Here is a 19,487-nt window from a genome sequence, read left to right as displayed (position 1 = left end):
CTGAACCGTCGCTCGCCCTCCCTCCCGCCTGGACAGCTTACCCCTAGAGGGACGAAATCATGAACGAACTGACCAATTTCGCCAATCCGCTCGCGAAGCCGGAAACCTTCGACCAGATCCAGATCGGCATCGCATCGCCCGATCGCATCCGCTCGTGGTCGTTCGGCGAGATCAAGAAGCCGGAAACGATCAACTACCGCACGTTCAAGCCCGAGCGTGACGGCCTGTTCTGCGCGCGCATCTTCGGTCCGATCAAGGACTACGAGTGCCTGTGCGGCAAGTACAAGCGCATGAAGTACAAGGGCATCGTGTGCGAGAAGTGCGGTGTCGAAGTCACCGTGTCGAAGGTCCGCCGCGAGCGGATGGGCCATATCGAGCTCGCCGCGCCGGTCGCGCACATCTGGTTCTTGAAGTCGCTGCCGAGCCGCATCGGCCTGCTGCTCGACATGCAGTTGAAGCAGCTCGAGCGCGTGCTGTACTTCGAGGCGTACATCGTGATCGAGCCGGGCCTGACCCCGCTCGAGAAGTTCCAGCTGCTGACCGAGGATGAGCTGCTCGAGGCGCAGGACGAGTATGGCGAGGACGCCTTCTCGGCCGGCATCGGCGCCGAGGCTGTGCGCGTCATGCTCGAGAACCTTGATCTCGAGGGCGAGAAGGTCGCGCTGCTCGAAGAGCTGGCCACCACCAAGTCGGAGCTCAAGCCCAAGAAGATCATCAAGCGCCTCAAGGTCGTCGAGAGCTTCCTCGAGTCGGGCAATCGTCCCGAATGGATGATCCTCGAAGTCGTGCCGGTCATCCCGCCCGAGCTGCGCCCGCTGGTGCCGCTGGACGGTGGCCGGTTTGCGACATCGGACCTGAACGACCTCTATCGCCGCGTCATCAACCGCAACAACCGCCTCAAGCGGCTGATGGAGCTGCGCGCGCCGGACATCATCGTCCGCAACGAGAAGCGCATGCTGCAGGAGGCGGTCGACGCGCTGTTCGACAACGGTCGTCGCGGTCGCACGATCACGGGCGCCAACAAGCGTCCATTGAAGTCGCTGTCTGACATGCTCAAGGGCAAGCAGGGCCGCTTCCGTCAGAACCTGCTCGGCAAGCGCGTCGACTATTCGGGCCGTTCGGTCATCGTGACGGGTCCGGAGCTCAAGCTGCACCAGTGCGGCCTGCCCAAGAAGATGGCGCTCGAGCTGTTCAAGCCGTTCATCTACGCGCGCCTCGACGCCAAGGGCCTGAGCATGACGCTCAAGCAGGCGAAGAAGTGGGTCGAGAAGGAGCGCAAGGAAGTCTGGGACATCCTGGACGAGGTGATCCGCGAGCACCCGGTCATGCTGAACCGCGCGCCGACGCTCCACCGTCTGGGCATCCAGGCGTTCGAGCCGGTGCTGATCGAGGGCAAGGCGATTCAGCTCCATCCTCTGGTCTGCTCGGCGTTCAACGCCGACTTCGACGGTGACCAGATGGCCGTGCACGTTCCGCTGAGCCTCGAGGCGCAGCTGGAAGCGCGCGTGCTGATGATGTCGACCAACAACATCCTGTCGCCCGCCAACGGCAAGCCGATCATCGTGCCGTCGCAGGACATGGTGCTGGGCCTGTATTACCTCTCCATGATGAAGGAGAAGGAGCCGGGCGAAGGCATGCTTCTGTCCGACATGGCCGAGGTGCACCAGGCGCTCGACTCGGGTGCGGTGACGCTCCACACCAAGGTCATCAGCCGCGTTCCGCAGACCGACGAGGACGGCAAGCAGTACCTCAAGCGCTTCGAGACGACGCCGGGCCGCATGCTGCTGGGCGAGACGCTGCCGAAGAGCCACAAGGTGCCGTTCGACACGGTCAACCGCCTGCTGACGAAGAAGGACGTCGGCGACGTGATCGACGAGGTGTATCGTCACACCGGCCAGAAGGAGACGGTGCTGTTCGCCGACGCGATCATGGCGCTCGGTTTCCGTCACGCGTTCAAGGCCGGCATCTCGTTCGGCAAGGACGACATGATCATCGCGCCTGACAAGGACGCGTTGGTCGACGAGACGCGCGATCAGGTGAAGGACTTCGAGCAGCAGTATCAGGACGGCCTGATCACGCAGCAGGAGAAGTACAACAAGGTGATCGACGCGTGGTCGCGCTGCGGTGACCAGGTCGCGAACTCGATGATGAACGAGATCAAGGCCGTGCGTCACTATGGTGACGACGCGGGTGCGAACGCGGGCCGCGAGAAGCCGATCAACTCCATCTACATGATGGCCCACTCTGGTGCGCGTGGTTCGCAGGCGCAGATCAAGCAGCTGGCGGGTATGCGCGGGCTGATGGCCAAGCCGTCGGGCGAGATCATCGAAACGCCGATCATCTCGAACTTCAAGGAAGGCCTGACCGTCCTTGAATACTTCAACTCGACCCACGGCGCGCGCAAGGGTCTGGCCGACACCGCGCTCAAGACGGCGAACTCAGGCTACCTGACCCGCCGTCTGGTTGACGTGTCGCAGGACTGCACGATCGTCGAGCTCGACTGCGGCACCGAGCGTGCGCTGGAGATGAAGGCGATCGTTCAGGGCGGCAGCACGATCGCGTCGCTCGGCGAGCGTATCCTGGGCCGCACCACGGCCGAGGACGTGGTCGACAAGGATGGCAAGGTCGTCATCCCGGTCGGCACGTTGCTTGACGAGCCGATGGTCGCGCAGATCGAGGCGATGGGCGTGCAGGGCATGAAGATCCGCTCGCCGCTGGTTTGCGAGAGCAAGATCGGCGTGTGCGGCAAGTGCTACGGCCGCGACTTGGCGCGTGGTACGCCGGTCAACATCGGTGAGGCGGTCGGCGTCATCGCCGCGCAGTCGATCGGTGAGCCGGGCACGCAGCTGACGATGCGCACCTTCCACATCGGCGGTGCGGCACAGCTGAACGAGACGAGCAACCTGGAGGCGCACGCAGACGGCACCGCGGAATACCGCGACCTGCGCGTGATCGTCGACCAGCGCGGCCGCCGCGTGGTGCTGAGCCGTTCGGGCGAGATCGTGATCAAGGACATGGACGGCCGCGAACTGTCGGTCGATCGCATCCCCTACGGTGCGTACGTCATGTTCGACGACGGTCACATCGTGTCGAAGGGCGACCGCATGGCCGAGTGGGATCCGTTCACCATGCCGGTCATCACCGAGACCGGCGGTACGGTGAAGTTCCAGGATCTGGTCGAGGGCAAGACGCTGACCGAGCAGGTCGACGAAGCGACGGGCATCGCCCAGCGCGTCGTCACCGAGCACCGCGCCAGCACCAAGTCGAAGGAGGATCTGCGTCCGCGCATGACCTTGCTCGACGAGGGTTCGGGTGAAGCCGCGCGCTACATGCTGGCGCCGGGTGCGGTGTTGTCGGTCGAGGACAATGCGACGGTGCAGGCGGGTGACGTGCTCGCCCGTGTCGCCCGCGAGTCCGCCAAGACCCGCGACATCACCGGCGGTCTGCCTCGCGTCGCCGAGCTGTTCGAGGCGCGCAAGCCGAAGGAGAATGCGATCATCGCCAAGGTCTCCGGCCGCGTCGTGTTCGGCAAGGACTACAAGGCGAAGCGCAAGATCGGCATCCAGCCCGAGGATGGTGGCGAGGTCGTCGAGTATCTGATCCCGAAGTCGAAGGTGATCGACGTTCAGGAAGGCGACTACGTCAAGCGCGGCGACAATTTGATAGGCGGCTCGCCTGATCCGCACGATATTCTGGAGGTGCTCGGCATCGAGCCGCTGGCAGAATACCTCGTGTCGGAGATCCAGGAGGTCTATCGACTGCAGGGCGTGAAGATCAACGACAAGCACATCGAGACGATCGTTCGTCAGATGCTGCAGAAGGTCGAGATCACCGAGGGTGGCGACACCACGCTGCTGGCGGGCGAGCAGGTCGATCGCGAGGAAATGGACGCGATCAACGCCAAGCTCGAGAAGGGTCAGGCGCCGGCGCAGGGCAAGCCCGTGCTGCTCGGCATCACCAAGGCGAGCCTGCAGACGCGTTCGTTCATCTCGGCCGCGTCGTTCCAGGAGACCACCCGCGTCCTCACCGAGGCGGCAGTCCAGGGCAAGCAGGACACGCTGATGGGCCTGAAGGAGAACGTGATCGTCGGTCGCCTGATCCCGGCGGGCACCGGTGCGGGTATGAACCGCCTGCGTGTCGCGGCCTCGTCGCGCGATGCGGCGCTGCGTGTCCAGCAGCGCAAGTTGCAGGAGGCGATGATCGCAGCGGGCACCGCCTCGCAGGTCAAGGCCGCCGAGGACGCGCGCAGCCCGCGCGACGACACCGGCACCGGCAGCGATCCGCTCGCCGAGGTCGTGCCATCGGGCACCGGCACCGACGCCGATGCGGGTGAGTATCTGAACGACTGATCGTTCCGGTCACGACGTGAAACAGGAGCCGCCGTCCGGGCAACCGGGCGGCGGTTTCGTTTTGGCGCGATCGCTCAGACTTGCGCCGCTCAGAGGCACCTGCCCTTTTCACGAGACTCGACGTGCCTCTTGCCGGGGCCCCGCCGCGCTTCACCCTGAGTTCCGCTCCTTCGCCTCGTCTCGGATCGAGCGTAACTCCGGGCCAAGTTCGGGATGACAGAAGCGACGGCGCTGCACAGCGCACCAAGGGAGGAGTAGTCCACGCCGAACAAGTTATATCCGCTCGAATATATCTGTTGTATTCAATTGGACATAACGACATGAACGCCCTTGCACCGGACAGCCTCAAGTCGCTGCCGGTACGCCAAAGGGGCCGTTTTCATGACCTTCGCATCGTTGCTGACTTCGGTCGCGCTTGCCACGCTTGCACTGCCGGCGACGGCGCAGACGGCCGAACCGGTTTCCACGCCCACCATCGACGTAGCGCCGACCACCGCTACCGGTGCGGCCGAGTCCGACGGCGATGCAGCCGCCCTGCCCAGCGTCATCGTCACCGCGCGGCGTCGGGCCGAAGATGCGCAGCGTATTCCGACCGCGCTGTCGGTCGTTGGCGGCACGTTGCTTGACCAGGCTTATGCAGTAAACACGCAGGCACTGACGACGCTGATCCCAAGCCTCAATTATTCCTCCGCCAATCCGCGTAACACCGCGTTCACGATCCGCGGGCTCGGCTCCAGCGTCGTCGCGGTCAGCCAGGCGAACGACGGGCTTGAATCGGGCGTCGGCTTCTACGTCGACCAGGTCTATCACGCGCGCCCGGCAACCGCGGCGTTCGACTTCGCCGACGTGGCGCAGGTCGAGGAACTGCGCGGACCGCAGGGCACGTTGTTTGGCAAGAACACGACCGCGGGCGCGATCAACATCACGACACGCGCGCCGAGCTTCACGCCCGGGGGTTTCGCCGAGCTGTCCTATGGCAGCTACAATTTCGTTCAGGCAAAAGGCTGGATCTCGGGTCCGATCAGCGACATGGTCGCCTATCGCCTGTCGGCTGTGTCGACGCGGCGCGATGGCGTGATCGACAACGTTCGCACCGGACGCGTTGCCAATACGCTGGGCACACAGGCGGTGCGCGGGCAGTTGCTGTTCAAGCCCGACGATCGCGTGCAGATGAAGCTGTCGGCCGATTTCACCAACTTTCAGGCCTATTGCTGTACGCAGGTGCCGTACGTCGTCGGCAGCAGCCTGCGCGCGGCAAGCCGCCAGTTTCCGGCGCTGGCGCGGCAGTTCGGCTACACCCTCCCCTCGCTCGACTACCGTGACCGCGTGACCGACATTGACGGGCCACTCGGCACCGACACCAACGAGGGCGGCGTGTCGTCGATCACCGACTGGAACATCGGACCAGCGACGGTCACCTCGGTCACCGCGTGGCGGTTCTGGAACTGGGACGCGGAGAACGACCGCGACTATATCGGGCTGCCGATCCAGCTGAGCCAGCACATCCCGTCACGGCAGGACCAGTTCAGCCAGGAGCTTCGGCTGGCATCAAACGGTGAGCGGCGGCTGGGCTATGTCGTTGGCCTCTACGCCTTCTCGCAGAAGATCACCGGGCGGCCGATCAGCATTTACGGACCCGCAGGCGCCGGCTGGCTGATCGGGGAGAGCGTGCCGACGAGCGCCACGAATACGACGTCGATCACGGTACCGGAAAACCTGCTGGACGGCTACGGTCAGGATGGGCGCACCGAATTCCGCAGCACCAGCTATGCCGCATTTGGGGAGGTGAACTGGCGCGTCGTCGACCGTGTCACGCTGACCGCGGGCTTGCGCTACACGCACGAGAACAAGGACGGTTTCTACGACACGACCGTGTCGGAGGGTCCCGCCACGTCGATCCCCGCGCTCGCAAACGCACGGCTCAACATCCTGCGCCCGCAATCCTATTCCGCGCACGACAGCGACGGCAGCCTGTCGGGCCGCGGCAACATCGCGGTCGACATCACTAACGGCGTGCTCGGCTACGTCAGCTACGCGCGCGGGTTCAAATCGGGTGGGATCAACATGTCGGGGCTGCCGCTCGACAGCAACAACCGCCCGGTGCTCGCGACGGCGGTAGTCAGGCCCGAGCGCAACGAGACCTACGAGTTAGGCCTGAAGACGCAGGCGTTCGGCCGGCGGCTCGTGTTCAACATCGACGGCTTCTACACCCGGGTGCGCGACTTCCAGGCGACGGTGGTCGAAAACTCGGTGACGCAGACCGCGCAGTTGCGCGGGTATTTGTCGAACATTCCCGAGGTGACGGTGAAGGGGATCGAGGCCGACGCGACCGCGCTGGTGCTGCCGGGCGTGTCGCTGCGCGCTGGCGTAGCCTACGCCGACGGCGAATATAGCGACTATCCCGCCGGTCCCTGCCCGCTAGAGCTGCAGACCGCGGCGACGACGCGGTGCAGCCTGACCGGACGGCGGCTCGCGTCGCTGCCGCGCTTCGCCGCCACGGCGGGCGCAGACATCGAGCAGCCGGTCGGCAGCGGATCGGTGTTCCTTCACGTCGATACCGCATCGCGCAGCGGCTACAGCGGGGACCCGAGCCTGTCGCGCTTCACCTATATTCGCGGCTACAACCTGACCAACGCCAACATTGGCTATCGCTTCGCCGACGGGTTGGAGGTGGCGTTGTTCGCCCGCAACCTGTTCGACAGCGACTATGTGCAGAACGTGACCGTGCAGGCGGGCAATTCGGGGCTGATCCTGGCGACCCCCAGCGATCCGCGCACGATCGGCGCGACGCTGCGGCTGAGGCGCTGAGTTTTTGGCGCTGAGCGTCAGCGGCGCTTGGGCAAGCGCTGCGGCTCGATGGTGAAGTCGATCCCGCCGCGACGGCTCGGCCACATCGCCACCAGGAAGGTACGTCGCTGGCCACAGGCGCGAGCGGACCATTCCTCCCAATGCCCGCCGCGGCGGTAGACGGGCGCGCCGGTGCGGAAGCGCGTGGGCAGCGACTGCGCCTGCACCCGGTCGAGCCGCGCGCAGCGGTATGCCGCCACCGAATAGCGCTGCATGCCCTTCAATACATCCGCCCTGAGGCGCCGGTCGGCACGTGACGGTCCCGCCCTGTCGCCCCGCGTCACCCCGGCTTTGTCGACGGGTGCGGCGGCGACCAGCAGGATCGTAAAGACGAGCAGCCGCCGCATCACGCTGGCTCGCGCACCGGTTCGCCGAGTGTGAGCGTCCGGTCTCCCTCCATCGTGCGCACGATTGTGGTGATCTGCTGCCCCTCGACCCGCAGTTCGTTGAAAGCGGGGGGCGAGTGGCGGACGCGCTTCGACAGCGTCCCCGCGCCGATCAGCCGAACGGTGCGGCCGGCGTGGGTGTAAGGTACGTCGAAGGGATCGTGCACATGGCCCGACAGCACCACCTCGGCGCCCGCCTCAGCTAGTGCGACAAGTGCCTGATCGCCGTATTTGGTCTTTGCCGTGCCCTTGGTCGGCCCCTCGATCAGCGGATGGTGACCGGCGACGATGATCAGGTGATCCTTTGGCACGCCCGCGATCAGCGACAGCGCACGGCGGAGCGAACCCGGACTGACGCGACCCTTGGACCAGTTCCAGCGCCATTGCGCGCGCGCGGTGGTCTTGAGCGGGATGACTGCGATCCCGGCGATGTCGAGCGGACGCTCGATCATCTTCTCGACCGCGGCGTAGCGCGAATAAGGCGAGAACAGCCGGCGGATCGGATCCCAGTAGTAAGGAATGTCGTGATTGCCGACCTCTAGCGTTACCGGCACGCCGAGCGAGCGCAGCCAGTCGCCACCGGCGCGGAACTCCTTCGGCTTCGCGCGCATCGTCAGGTCGCCGGTCATGATGACGGCGTCGGGCCTCTCCGCGGCGACACGCTCGCCGAACCAGGCGATCGCGGCCGGGTCCTCGGCGCCGAAATGCACGTCGCTGACGTGGAACAGCTTGGTCATTTTGCCTCCCTTTGGCCGCTCACAACGCGCGAGCGGCCGGTGGGTGCCTATTTGCCCATCAGCTCGCGGCGCAGGAACGCGTCGAGCAGGGCCGCGCGGCGCGCGTCCTCGGCGTGATCGGCGCCGACCGAGTGCCCGCCTTCGAGATATTCGTGGAAGTAGACGGTATTGCCATTCGCCTTGAGCAGCGCGGCGAGCTTGCGCGCGTGGCCCGGATGAACGCGGTCGTCCTTGGTCGAACCGTAGAACAGCACCGGCGGGTAGCGTACGCCCGTACGCACATTCTGGTAGGGCGAATATTTGCTGATGAACGCCCAGTCGGCGGGCTTGTCGGGATCGCCATACTCGTCGATCCACGATGCGCCGGCGGACAGGTGCGAGTAGCGCCGCATGTCCTCGAGCGGCGACCCCGCGATCACCGCGCCGTACAGGTCGGGGCGCTGCTCCATCGCGACGCCGACCAGCAGACCGCCGTTCGAGCGGCCCGAGATCGCGATCTTCTTGGGCGCGCTCACCCCCGTCTTGACGAGGTCTTCGGCGACCGCGTGCAGGTCGTCGAACACGTTCTGCCGCTTTTCGCGCAGGCCCGCCTGATGCCAGCGCGGGCCATACTCGCCGCCGCCGCGGATATTGGCGAGGACGAAGGCGTTGCCCTGCTCGACCCAGAACAGCGCCAGCGGCCCGGCGCGGTACGGCTGGTCGGTGAGATAGGTCGGCGTCTGCGCGTTGCGGAACCCGCCATAGGCATGGATCAGCGCGGGTGCGGGCTGCGCCGCACCTTTCTTCGTGACCAGGAAATACGGCACGCGCGTGCCGTCCTTCGAGGTCGCGAAATGCTGCGCCACCGTATATTTGCTCGCGTCGAACTTTGGCGGCAGCGACTGGACCGAGGTGATCTTCGCGTCGGCACCGACCGCGTAGAGCGTCGGCGGGGTCAGCATCCCCTCAACGGTCGCGAACGCGGTGTCGCGCGCGCCCGAGCTGCCGGTGATGTGGATCGTGCTGTTGGCGGCGAGCGGCATCGCGCGCTGCGACCAGTGGCCATCAGCGCCGCGACGCAGCGCGATCAGCTTGCCCGACACGTCGTCGAGCACCTTGACCCACAGCACATTGTCGGTCGCGCTGACTTCCTCGACCGCCTGGCTCTTCGTCGGGGCCATGACGAGCTCGGGCGCCATGCGACGCCCGGCTGCCGCGTCGGCGAGCGAGTAGGCGACGAGCACGCCGGCGTCGAAGCCGTTCGCCGGCTTGCTGTACGACACGATCGCGCGGCCATCGATCACGTCGCGCACGTCGGCACCCTGCGGCAGCGTCAAGGGCACGAAGCGGCCGTCGGGCATCCGCACGATGTAATCGCTCTGGAAAAAGGTGGTGTTGACCGCGATCATCGGCCAGCGCTGCTTCGCGTCGACGGGTGCGCTGATCTCCAGCCCGACGATCGACGCGGGCGCCTCGTGCACCGTCTTCGCCGCCGTGATGGGCGTGCCGCGCGTCCATACCTTGGCAATCCGCGGATAGCCCGAGACGGTCAGCGATCCCGCGCCCCAGTCGCTCGCGACGAGCAGGTGATCGCGGTCGATCCAGGTGTAGCGGCTCTTGGCCTCGGGGAGGAAGAAGCCGCCGGGCACGAACGCGCCGGTCTTCAGGTCGAATTCGCGCACCACTTGCGCGTCGGTGCCGCCGGGGCTGAGTGCGACCATGCAGCGGGTGTAGTCGGGCTCCAGGCACTGCGCGCCGTGCCAGACCCAGCTCTTACCCTCTTGCCGGCCGAGCGCGTCGACGTCGATGAGCGTGCGCCACTCGGGCTTGCCGGCGGTGTAGCTGGCGAGGCTCGCCACGCGCCACAGCCCGCGCGGGTGCGCCGCGTCGCGCCACAGGTTGGTGACCTGGGTACCCAGGATGCTCTCGGGCTCGGCGATCTGCGCCTCGTCGTCGAGGATCGCCTTGGCGCGCGCTCGGTCCTGTTCGTAGCGGGGGTCGCGGGTGAGCAGCTGCTCCGTCTCCGCGTTCCACGCCTTGACCTGGCCGAGCGCGCGGGCGCCCTCGATATCTTCGAGCCAGGCATAAGGGTCGGCAGCAGGTGCCGCGGCAACAGCGAGAAGCGAGACGAGCGGAAGGAGCGATTTCATGGGCGAAGCGTAGCCTTCCTGCCGCACCCGCTCAACCGGCGTGTCGCGGCGGTGAAGCGAGCGGAGGACCAGTGGGCAAAGCCAAGCACGATCACAAACTGCAGCTGGAGCTCGTCCGCATGCAGATGGCGATGGCGGAGAGCGGCGAGCGTGCCGTGGTCGTGCTCGAAGGGCGCGACACCGCGGGCAAGGACGGCACGATCAAGGCGATCACCAAGCATCTGTCGGTCCGCAACACGCGCGTGGTCGCGCTGCCCAAGCCCAGCGATCGCGAGCAGTCGCAATGGTATTTTCAGCGCTACGTCGCGCACTTGCCGGCGGCGGGCGAGCTCGTGATCTTCAATCGAAGCTGGTACAATCGCGCGGGCGTCGAGGTGGTCAACGGCTTCTCCAGCCATGCCGAGCAGGCGCAGTTCCTGCGCGACGTGCCCGATTTCGAGCGCATGCTGGTCGAGAACGGGATCAAGCTGGTCAAGCTGTGGCTCGACATCGACAAGGACGAGCAGGCGCGACGGCTGGAGAAGCGTTGTACCGATCCGTTGAAGGCACTGAAGGTATCCGCGCTTGACGCGGTCGCGCAGGAGAAGTGGGACGATTACACCGCCGCCCGCGACACGATGCTGGAGCGGACGCACAGCGTTTGGGCACCGTGGACGTGCGTGCGCGGCGACGACAAGCCGGCGGCGCACAAGGCGGTGATCCGCCACCTGCTCCACGCGATCGCACCCGAAGAGGTGGCACACGACATCAAGCAGCCGGACGGCGACGTGCTGTTTACCTTCGAGTTGGACGCATTGAAGGACGGGCGGCTGGCGAAATAGGAGGCGCGCCCGTCAGCGGATTGGCTCGCACGCGATCCCGTCGCCGTCGCCATCCATGTTCTCGCGGTAGCCGGGTTCGTCGCGGTAGATCGGCGCCGTGCCGGCGGCGCGCGCGTCGTTGCATCCGCCCCAATGATCGCCCGGCTGCGGCTCGCGCGCGCGCTTCATCCCCGCGGCGACCGCGACATCGCTGACCGCCGATGCGACCTCCTTGCGTTCTGGCATGGTCGTCATCGTCGATCCGACACCCACGATCGTGCCAAACACGCTCGCCCCGATCAGGACCGCGGCAATCTGCGCAACGCTGTGCTCCGACATGGAGCGGACGTTAGCTACTGGCCGTGAACGAATGGTAAGCGTCGCTGCCACTCAGTCGCCGGTGACGCGCACCGGACCCAGGTCACCCAATCCGACCGACCCGCTCGCCATCGCGAGCATCGCATCGAGGCTCTTCTTGGCACGCAGGCGAAGGTCTTCCTCGATCTCGATCCGGGGCGTCAGGTCGCGCAGGGCGACGTAGAGCTTCTCCATCGTATTGAGCGCCATGTACGGGCAGATATTGCAGTTGCAGTTCCCGTCGGCGCCCGGCGCACCGATGAACGTCTTGTTCGGCAGCGCCTTTTCCATCTGGTGGATGATGTGCGGCTCGGTCGCGACGATCAGCGTGTCGCCCGGCATCGCCATCGCGTAATCGAGGATGCCGCGGGTCGAGCCGACGTAATCGGCGTGATCGAGGATCACCGCGGGGCATTCCGGATGCGCCGCGACCGGAGCGCCGGGGTGCTGCGCCTTCAATTTCAGGAGCTCGGTCTCGCTGAACGCCTCGTGCACGATGCACACGCCCGGCCACAGGATCAGGTCGCGCCCGGTCTTGCGCGCGAGATAGCCGCCGAGATTACGGTCGGGGCCGAAGATGATCGGCTGGTCGGCCGGTATCTGGCTCAGGATCTTCTCGGCCGAACTGCTCGTCACGATGACATCGGACAAGCCTTTCACCTCGGCCGAGCAGTTGATGTAGGTGAGCGCGATCGCGTCGGGGTGTTGCGCACGAAACGCCGCGAATTGTTCGGGCGGGCAGCTGTCCTCCAGGCTGCAGCCCGCATCCATGTCGGGGAGCACCACCGTTTTCTGCGGGCTGAGGATCTTCGCGGTTTCGGCCATGAAGCGGACGCCGCAGAAGGCGATCACGTCGGCGTCGGTGTCCGCGGCCTTGCGGCTGAGGTCGAGGCTGTCACCGACGAAATCGGCCAGATCCTGTATCTCGGGCTTCTGGTAATAATGCGCGAGGATGACCGCGTTGCGCTCGCGGCGAAGGCGGTCGATTTCGGCGCGCAGATCGAGACCCGCGAGGTTGGTCGGCTGTTCCATGCGCGGCGATGTGGCCCGGCGCGTGCGCGCGATCAAGTCATTCGCGTCGTGGTCAGCCCCGCGTCACGCAGCGTTGCCGAGCACTTCCTCCAGGCTGCGGGTCAGGTCCCACTGCGTCGCGTCACCGGGACGCGGCTCGCCCTGGAAACGCACCTCGACGCTGACCGGCAATCCCGCGGCGGCGAGCGTGCCGCCGAACAGCCGTTCGAGCGCGACCCGGCCGTTCTCGCGCGCCTTGGTCATGTTCTGCGGTTCGCGCGCCTTCGCCGCAACCACGCGCGTCGCCGTCGCCGACACGCGGCGCTGCAGCTCGGCCATTGCGTCGCGCGAGACGATCACGCCGCTGGTCTGGTCGACCGTCACGTTCGCCTCGTCGACATTGGCGCGTCCGACCACGACGTCGGGCACCTCCACGAGCAGGCGCCGGTTCGCCTCATCGTAGCGGAAGTCGCGCGGTGACAGCGATTGCAGTTCGACGAAATAGTCGACCTCGTACGGCGCCTTCACGACGCGCGTCGACTTCAGCCAGCCCCATAGCCGGCTGGTCGCGGCGGTCGCCTGCACAATACCCGATAGGCGGCTGACGCGCAGGTCGCTGCTGCCGTAGAGCCGCCCGGTGACGACGCGCGCGACGGCGAGGCCGTTCTCGTCGGTGGAGACGGTGTAATCGTCGGTGTAGCGGCGATAGCCGGCCACCGCGACCAGCAGGATCGCGGCCGCGACCGCGAGGCCGATCGCTGTCTTGACGATGTTGTTCATGCCGCCGCCACACTCCAGCAGTCGCCCTCGTCGCGGACCAGGCCGCGCCGGGCAAGATCGATCAGATGCGCCAGTACCGAGCGCTCGGCGGCGCCGCGCAGCCGGTGGTCGAGCCCGACGTACATCTTCTCGACCATCGCCGGGATGGTTCGCGCCTCTTCGCCGAGCAGCCGCATGATCTGCCCCTCGCGCTGCTTGCGATGCCCGAGCATGCCGCGCACCAGTCGCTGCGGGCGATCGATCTCGAGCCCGTGGCAGGGATAATAGACGCGGTCGTCGCGCGCGAGCAGCTTTTCCAGGCTCGCCATATAGTCGCCCATGTCGCCGTCGGGCGGCGAGACGACGCTGGTCGCCCAGCCCATTACGTGATCGCCCGAGAAGAGCGCCTTTGTCTCGGGCAACGCGAAGGCGAGATGGTTGCTGGTGTGGCCAGGCGTGGCGATCGCCTCCAGCGTCCAGCCATCGCCGCCGACCCGCTCGCCCTCGGCGAGCACGCGGTCGGGTGCGTAATCGGGATCGAACGCCGCGTCGGCGCGCGGTTCGTCGTCGTGTATCGCGAACGGGGCCGATCCGATGATCGGCGCGCCCGTTTCCGCCGCCAGCCGCCGCGCACCCGGGCTGTGATCGCGGTGATGATGCGTGATGAGGATTGCGCGCACCGGACGGCCTCGGATCGCGCGCAGCAGCGCGGCGTGGTGCGCGTCGTCCGCCGGCCCCGGATCGATCACGGCGAGGTCGCGCTGACCGACCAGATGCGTCTGCGTGCCGGTAAAGGTGTAGGCCGACGCGTTCGGCGCGAGCACGCGCGTGACGAGCGGTTCGAGCTTGATCGCGAGCCCGACAGGCGGCGGCGTAGCATCCATCGCGCACGCAGATGGCGGGTCGGACGCGGCGACGCAAGCCGCCGCCCCTCCCCTGTGCCGATCGTCGCGCGTCAGTCGGCGCTCGCCAGCTGCGCCTTCACGTTGGCGAGCGCCTGGTCGACCTGACGCAGCGCCCTGGTGCGATCGCTGCCGGTCAACGCGGGGTCGGCGGCCAGGCTGGCGCGCGTCGTCGCGAGGCTGGACAGTGCCGAGTGCAGGGAGGAGCGCGTTTCACGCATCGCCTCCACCCGCGCCTCTGCGGCGTCGCGTTGCGCTTCGATACGCGCCTGTGTGGCTTCCTGCTGCGCCTCGGCACGAGCCTGAGCCGCCTCGCGCTGAGCTTCGATCCGGGCGCGCAGACCCTCGCGACGTGCCTCCAGTGCTTCGCGCTGTGCGTCGCGCGACGCCGCCAGCGCCTCGCGACGGACGTTCGAGGCATAGCCTTCGCTACCGGTATCGCAGACGACGACCTGGTGACCGCTGGCGGAGCGGGCGACGAGCGTGGCGCTGTCAGCGCATGCCGCGCGGCTGATGCTGACCGCGGTCGGCACCGAAGGCGGCAGCGGAACGGCGGGCGGCTGCGGCGGCTGCGCGGGGCTGCCCGGCACGGGCGGTATAGGCGGCGTCGGAGGTACGGGGGTGAGCGGCACCGGATGCGCGGCGGCGTAAGCGGCCGCCTCGTCCCCCGTCAGCACGGTGGTGCGGCCATCCTCCACGATCGTCACCTTGTGCGTCGCGTGCGAGACCTGACGTGTCGAGCGTGCTTGCGTAATCGGCGCCATCACCTCGGCGAAGGTGCGATCGAGCTCGTCGAGCCGCACGCCCGTTACCTGCTCGACACCGACGCGTACTCGCGCGGCGGCAGGCATGCCCGACGCGGTCACGACGAGACCGGCGCCCGCGACCAGCGCGAGCCCCGCACCACCCGCAGCCACGCGCCGCCCCGACACGCGCGTGCGCGCCAACATCCGCAATCGACCTTTCAGATCATTGACGGTGTTGAGGTGGCATGCGGGCGTCAGCGCGCGCCCGTGCGCCGCCTTGACGATGGCGCAACCATAGGCGTGACGCTGCGCGGCCCCTGCTCGGGCGAGCACGCCGGCGTCGTTCGCCATCTCCTGATCGGCGCGAAAGGCGCGGAACGCGATCCATGCGACCGGATTGAACCAGTGCAGCGCCAGCATCCCCAGCGCAACCCAATTCGCCCACAGATCGCCGCGGCGGTGGTGACCGATTTCGTGCGCCAGCGCGAGTTCGCGCTCGTCGGCGTCGTAGCGCTCGGCGAAGTCGCGAGGGAAAGCGACAATCCGGCGGATCAACCCGAAGGCGAGCGGTCCGCTCGCGCCCGCGCTCTCGACCACCTCGACCGAGCCGACACGCGCGATCGCCGCTGCGCCGCCGAGAACGCGGGCGCGGAAGCGTGCATATTGCACCAAGTGCACGGTTAGGATCGCGAGCGCGCCCGCACCCCAGAGAAGCGCAAACCACGCCGCCACGCCTCCCGAGTGCGCCGCCGGCACCGCGGCTGCAATCGTGTCAACGGGGGCGATTGGTGCCATCAGCACTGCCGCCTGCTCACCGACGCTCGCGATCGGCGCGGCACCCAGCGGGCTCCACCCGCTCGGCAGCGGCGGCAGGACCAACCGCAACACCGGCAGCAGCCAGAGCAGATAGGCCAGTTCCGCTCCGAACGCGCGGCGAACGGACCCGCGCAGCGCGAGCACCAGCAGCATCAGCGCGGTCGACGCCGCCAGCGCCTCGATGGCGAGCGCGATCATTGTTTCAGCGCCTTCAGCAGCGCCTCGATCTCCGCGATGTCCTGTCGCGACAGCTCGTCGCGCTCGGCCAAGTGCGCGACCAGCGGGGTCAGCTTGCCGCCGAACAGCCGGTCGATCAGCTTGCGCGACTCGCCCGCGACGTAATCTTCGCGTGCCACCGCCGGCGAGTATAGGTAGCGGCGTCCGTCGACTTCGTGCTGCACTGCGCCCTTGCCGAGCAAGCGGCCGAGCAGCGTTTTCACCGTGGCGGCACTCCAGGCGCGGTTCGGATCGACCCGCTCAGTCACGTCCTGTGCGGTGAGCGGGCTCTCATCCCACAGCACCTCCATGACCGCGTGTTCGGCATCACTGATCCGCTCGGCCATCTGCGCCATCCTTCTTCCGCTTACAGACGTAGTCTTGTTGCATCGACTACATCTGTTGTCAACATCGCGGATGAGGTGTCGGTGGGTTTTACAGCCAGCGGGGCAAGCGAAGGCCACTTAACCATCGCAGTCGGCGGAAGAGCTTGGGTTCAAGCGGCTGGCACGTCGCCTGCAACACGAATGACGCTACCGAGCGCATTGGCGCTTCAGCTGGGCGGGCTGTCGCTTTCTCGATCTCGCGGCGCCCGTCCAACCCGGTTTCGACGCCACCTGCGATCAACGTGAGCGCGCCGCCGCAGCGACGCGCCTCGGGCTGACTCGATTACTCCGCCGCGGTCTTGCCAGCGAACAGCTCGCCCAGTTCGCCGCTCTCGTACATTTCCATCATGATGTCCGATCCGCCGACGAACTCGCCGTCGACGTAGAGCTGCGGGATCGTCGGCCAATCCGAATAGGCTTTGATGCCCTGACGGATGCCCTGATCCTGCAGCACGTCGACGCTCTCGAACTCAACGCCCAGCCGTTCCAGGATCGCGATCGCGCGGCTGGAGAAGCCGCATTGCGGGAACAGCGGCGTGCCCTTCATGAACAACACCACGTGATTGTTCTTCACCACGGCGTCGATGCGGGCGTTGGTGTCGTCGGTCATGATTTTCGATCCTGTTGAGCGCTGGTCGGCGCGATGCCGGCTCTACTTCGGTATGGCGGTGGTGAGCTGCAAGGCGTGGAGCACGCCGCCCATACGCCCGCCCAGCGCCGCGTACACTGCCTGATGCTGGCGCACGCGCGGCATGCCGGCGAACGACGCGCTGGTGACGCGCGCGGACCAGTGATCCTTGTCGCCCGCCAGATCGGTCATCTCGACCTCCGCGTCGGGGATGCCGGCGCGGATCAGCGCGGCAATCTCGTCGCCTTCCATCGGCATCGGGTCTACTCCGCCTTGAGGAGCTGGCGACGCGCCTCGACCGTTTCCTGGGTCAGCGCCTGACGCACCTGCGCCTCGTCGACGTCGACTCCTGCCGCGGTAAGGTCGCCCAGCAGCTTGCGCACAACGTCCTCATCACCCGCTTCCTCGAAATCGGCCTGAACGACCGACTTGGCGTAAGCGTCGGTTTCCTCGGGCGTCAGCTTCATCAGCGCGGCGGCCCATTGCCCGACCAGGCGATTGCGCCGGGCGGTGACGCGGAACGCCATCTCCTCGTCGCGCGCGAACTTGCTCTCGAACGCGCGCTCGCGATCGTCGAAGGTGGTCATGGCAGCTCCCGTTGCTCGTTGCCGCCGGGATAGAGCGCGGCGACGACGCGTGCAACGGGGCTGCCACCGACCCGAAACACCAAGGCGTCAGTCGGCGACGCGGACGACCAGCTTTCCGATCGCCTGCCGCGCCGCCATCTTGGCGATCGCGTCGCCACCCTGTTCGAGCGGGAACACCTCCGTCACGCGCGGTGCGATGCGGCCGTCCTTCCACAAGTCGAACAGCTGCTGGATGTTGGCGCGGTTGGCTTCGGGATTGCGCGCGGCGAATGCGCCCCAGAACACGCCGCAGACGTCGCAGCTCTTCAACAAAGTCAGGTTGAGCGGCAGCTTGGGGATGCCGGCGGGGAAGCCGATGACGAGGTAGCGCCCTTCCCATCCGATCGAGCGCAGCGCGGGCTCGGCATAATCGCCGCCGACCGCGTCGTAGATCAGCTGGAAACCCGCCTTGCCGCCCTTTTCCTTGAACTGTTCGGCCAGCGCCTTCGACTCGTCTTTCCCGAACGGTCCGCGGCCGTAGACGATCACGTCGTCCGCGCCCGCGTCACGCACTGCCTGCGCTTTCTCCTCGCTCGACACCGCGCCGATCACGCGCGCGCCGAACGCCTTGCCGAGCTCGACCGCAGCGAGGCCGACCCCGCCCGCGGCCCCGAGCACGAGCAGGTTGTCGCCTTGCTTGATGTGGCCGCGATCGACCAGCGCGTGGATCGTCGTACCATAGGTCAGCAGCAAAGCGGCGGCTTCCTCGAAGCTGCGTTCCTCGGGCACCGGATAAAGCGCGTCTTCGGCGAACAGCGCCTTCTCGCTTAGGCCACCCATGCTGGTGTTGCCCATGACGCGGTCGCCGACCTTGAAGCGGGTCACGCCCGCGCCGACCTGCTCGACCACGCCCGACACCTCGCCGCCCGGCGCGAACGGGCGCGGTGGGCGCATCTGGTACTTGTCCTCGATGACGAGCACGTCGGGGAAGTTGATCGCGCACGCCTTGATCACGACGACCACCTGCCCCTCACCGACCGAGGGATCGGGCAGCTCGCCGATCTCCAGAGTTTCAGGTCCGCCCGGCGCCCTCGACAGCAATGCCCGCATTTCCGCTCCTATCCTTGATCCAGGGGCGCTGCCGATGCATCGCCTCCTCGAATTTCGAAATCGCGGTATCTTTTGCCAGCGTCAAGCCGACCTCGTCCAGCCCTTCGATCAGGCAACGGCGACGAAAGGGATCGAGCGTGAACGGAAAGCGGTCCTGGTAGGGCGTGGTAACCGTCATTGTCTCGAGATCGACGGTGATCTCCCCATCCTGCGCCACCGCGATCAGTCGGTCGATCGCCTCCTGCGGCAGCACGACGGTGACGATGCCGTTCTTGAATGCATTGCCGGAGAAGATGTCGGAGAAACTAGGCGCGATGACCGCGCGCACGCCCATGTCGGCGAGCGCCCAAGCGGCGTGCTCGCGGCTCGACCCACAGCCGAAATTATCGCCCGCGATCAGGATCGGGCTGCCGGCATAACGCGGATCGTCGAAGATGTTACCGGGCTGCGCGCGCACGACCTCGAACGCGCCGCGCCCCAGCCCCGAGCGCTTGATCGTCTTGAGCCAGTGCGCGGGAATGATGACGTCGGTGTCGACGTTTTTCTGCCCCCAGGGATAGGCCGTCCCCGCGACGCGCGTCACCGGCTCCATCGCGTCAGCGCGCCGGCTTGACGGGGCGCGGCGTGTTCGCGCCCACGCTCACTTTGCCGACTGCCGCATAGGCCGCGACGCCGCTCACCGCCGCGCCTGCAACGAGAAGTGCCAGAACAATCTTCATAGTTTTGCCCCTGTTGTCGTTAT

18 protein-coding genes are annotated in these 19,487 nt (G+C 66.8%); 3 read left to right on the top strand and 15 right to left on the bottom strand.

All coding sequences use genetic code 11. From position 1 onward, the window contains the following. Window positions 1-59: 59 nt before the first annotated feature. Together rpoC and BMW51_RS09715 are read left to right on the top strand one after the other, a co-directional pair. Entirely contained in the window at window positions 60-4,349 is a 4,290-nt protein-coding gene (gene rpoC / locus BMW51_RS09720; protein ID WP_093005807.1) for a DNA-directed RNA polymerase subunit beta', read from the top strand. A gap of 381 nt (window positions 4,350-4,730) precedes the next feature. Next, on the top strand, window positions 4,731-7,157 hold the full coding sequence (locus tag BMW51_RS09715) for a TonB-dependent receptor (protein WP_093005805.1): 2,427 nt from the start codon (window positions 4,731-4,733) through the stop codon (window positions 7,155-7,157). 17 nt (window positions 7,158-7,174) lie between these two features. On the opposite strand, the gene BMW51_RS09710 is transcribed toward BMW51_RS09715, so the two are convergent. Genes BMW51_RS09710 through BMW51_RS09700 form a run of 3 tightly spaced genes read right to left on the bottom strand, consistent with a single transcriptional unit; the run spans window position 7,175 to window position 10,448 of the window. After that, window positions 7,175-7,543: a hypothetical protein gene (locus BMW51_RS09710; protein WP_093005803.1), complete on the bottom strand. Its 369-nt coding sequence runs from the start codon at window positions 7,541-7,543 to the stop codon at window positions 7,175-7,177. Continuing rightward, window positions 7,543-8,319: a metallophosphoesterase family protein gene (locus BMW51_RS09705; RefSeq protein ID WP_093005801.1), complete on the bottom strand. Its 777-nt coding sequence runs from the start codon at window positions 8,317-8,319 to the stop codon at window positions 7,543-7,545. Before BMW51_RS09705 ends, BMW51_RS09710 begins: the two co-directional genes overlap by 1 nt. Window positions 8,320-8,366: 47 nt before the next feature. Next, a complete protein-coding gene (locus BMW51_RS09700; RefSeq protein ID WP_093005799.1) occupies window positions 8,367-10,448 on the bottom strand; it encodes a prolyl oligopeptidase family serine peptidase in 2,082 nt (693 codons plus the stop codon). Between the two features lie 71 nt (window positions 10,449-10,519). Here BMW51_RS09700 and ppk2 point away from each other — a divergent pair, with 71 nt between their 5' ends. After that, window positions 10,520-11,269, top strand: a complete 750-nt coding sequence (gene ppk2, locus BMW51_RS09695) for a polyphosphate kinase 2 (RefSeq protein ID WP_093005797.1) — start codon at window positions 10,520-10,522, stop codon at window positions 11,267-11,269. 12 nt (window positions 11,270-11,281) lie between these two features. Here the strand turns inward: ppk2 and BMW51_RS09690 are convergent, their stop codons facing one another. The 12 genes from BMW51_RS09690 to BMW51_RS16345 all read right to left on the bottom strand — a co-directional run bounded on the left by BMW51_RS09690 (window position 11,282) and on the right by BMW51_RS16345 (window position 19,464). Next, complete coding sequence (locus BMW51_RS09690; RefSeq protein ID WP_093005795.1) at window positions 11,282-11,587, bottom strand: excalibur calcium-binding domain-containing protein; 306 nt, start codon at window positions 11,585-11,587, stop codon at window positions 11,282-11,284. A 51-nt stretch (window positions 11,588-11,638) separates the two neighbouring features. Continuing rightward, window positions 11,639-12,637 (bottom strand): quinolinate synthase NadA, encoded by a 999-nt coding sequence (nadA, locus tag BMW51_RS09685; RefSeq protein WP_093005793.1) that lies wholly within the window; start codon window positions 12,635-12,637, stop codon window positions 11,639-11,641. Window positions 12,638-12,700: 63 nt separating this feature from the next. Next, window positions 12,701-13,396 carry a DUF4230 domain-containing protein gene (locus BMW51_RS09680; RefSeq protein ID WP_093005791.1) on the bottom strand — a complete coding sequence of 232 codons (696 nt, stop codon included), beginning with the start codon at window positions 13,394-13,396 and terminating at the stop codon, window positions 12,701-12,703. Beyond that, window positions 13,393-14,259, bottom strand: coding sequence for an MBL fold metallo-hydrolase (locus BMW51_RS09675; protein WP_093005789.1), 867 nt, complete (start codon window positions 14,257-14,259; stop codon window positions 13,393-13,395). Before BMW51_RS09675 ends, BMW51_RS09680 begins: the two co-directional genes overlap by 4 nt. 71 nt (window positions 14,260-14,330) lie before the next feature. After that, the gene (locus BMW51_RS16350) at window positions 14,331-16,037 is read right to left on the bottom strand and encodes a M56 family metallopeptidase (RefSeq protein WP_093005787.1); all 1,707 of its coding nucleotides are present in this window, start codon (window positions 16,035-16,037) and stop codon (window positions 14,331-14,333) included. Continuing rightward, complete coding sequence (locus tag BMW51_RS09665; protein ID WP_093006035.1) at window positions 16,034-16,402, bottom strand: BlaI/MecI/CopY family transcriptional regulator; 369 nt, start codon at window positions 16,400-16,402, stop codon at window positions 16,034-16,036. Before BMW51_RS09665 ends, BMW51_RS16350 begins: the two co-directional genes overlap by 4 nt. Window positions 16,403-16,724: 322 nt before the next feature. Further along, a complete protein-coding gene (gene grxD / locus BMW51_RS09660) occupies window positions 16,725-17,051 on the bottom strand; it encodes a Grx4 family monothiol glutaredoxin (RefSeq protein WP_093005785.1) in 327 nt (108 codons plus the stop codon). 42 nt (window positions 17,052-17,093) lie between these two features. Beyond that, the gene (locus tag BMW51_RS09655) at window positions 17,094-17,327 is read right to left on the bottom strand and encodes a BolA/IbaG family iron-sulfur metabolism protein (protein ID WP_093005783.1); all 234 of its coding nucleotides are present in this window, start codon (window positions 17,325-17,327) and stop codon (window positions 17,094-17,096) included. A 5-nt stretch (window positions 17,328-17,332) separates the two neighbouring features. Next, window positions 17,333-17,656: a DUF1476 domain-containing protein gene (locus BMW51_RS09650; protein ID WP_093005781.1), complete on the bottom strand. Its 324-nt coding sequence runs from the start codon at window positions 17,654-17,656 to the stop codon at window positions 17,333-17,335. Between the two features lie 87 nt (window positions 17,657-17,743). Then, window positions 17,744-18,745: an NADPH:quinone oxidoreductase family protein gene (locus BMW51_RS09645; RefSeq protein WP_093005779.1), complete on the bottom strand. Its 1,002-nt coding sequence runs from the start codon at window positions 18,743-18,745 to the stop codon at window positions 17,744-17,746. Next, window positions 18,708-19,337 (bottom strand): 3-isopropylmalate dehydratase small subunit, encoded by a 630-nt coding sequence (gene leuD, locus BMW51_RS09640; protein WP_093005777.1) that lies wholly within the window; start codon window positions 19,335-19,337, stop codon window positions 18,708-18,710. The genes BMW51_RS09645 and leuD overlap by 38 nt, the downstream gene beginning before the upstream one ends. 4 nt (window positions 19,338-19,341) lie before the next feature. After that, window positions 19,342-19,464, bottom strand: a complete 123-nt coding sequence (locus BMW51_RS16345; protein WP_281243246.1) for a hypothetical protein — start codon at window positions 19,462-19,464, stop codon at window positions 19,342-19,344. Between the last annotated feature and the right edge of the window lie 23 nt (window positions 19,465-19,487).

Source organism: Sphingomonas palmae (genome assembly GCF_900109565.1).
In the GTDB taxonomy this organism is placed as follows: domain Bacteria; phylum Pseudomonadota; class Alphaproteobacteria; order Sphingomonadales; family Sphingomonadaceae; genus Sphingomonas; species Sphingomonas palmae.
Note: the sequence above shows the minus strand (reverse complement) of the source record. Positions and strands in the feature narration are given on the sequence as shown.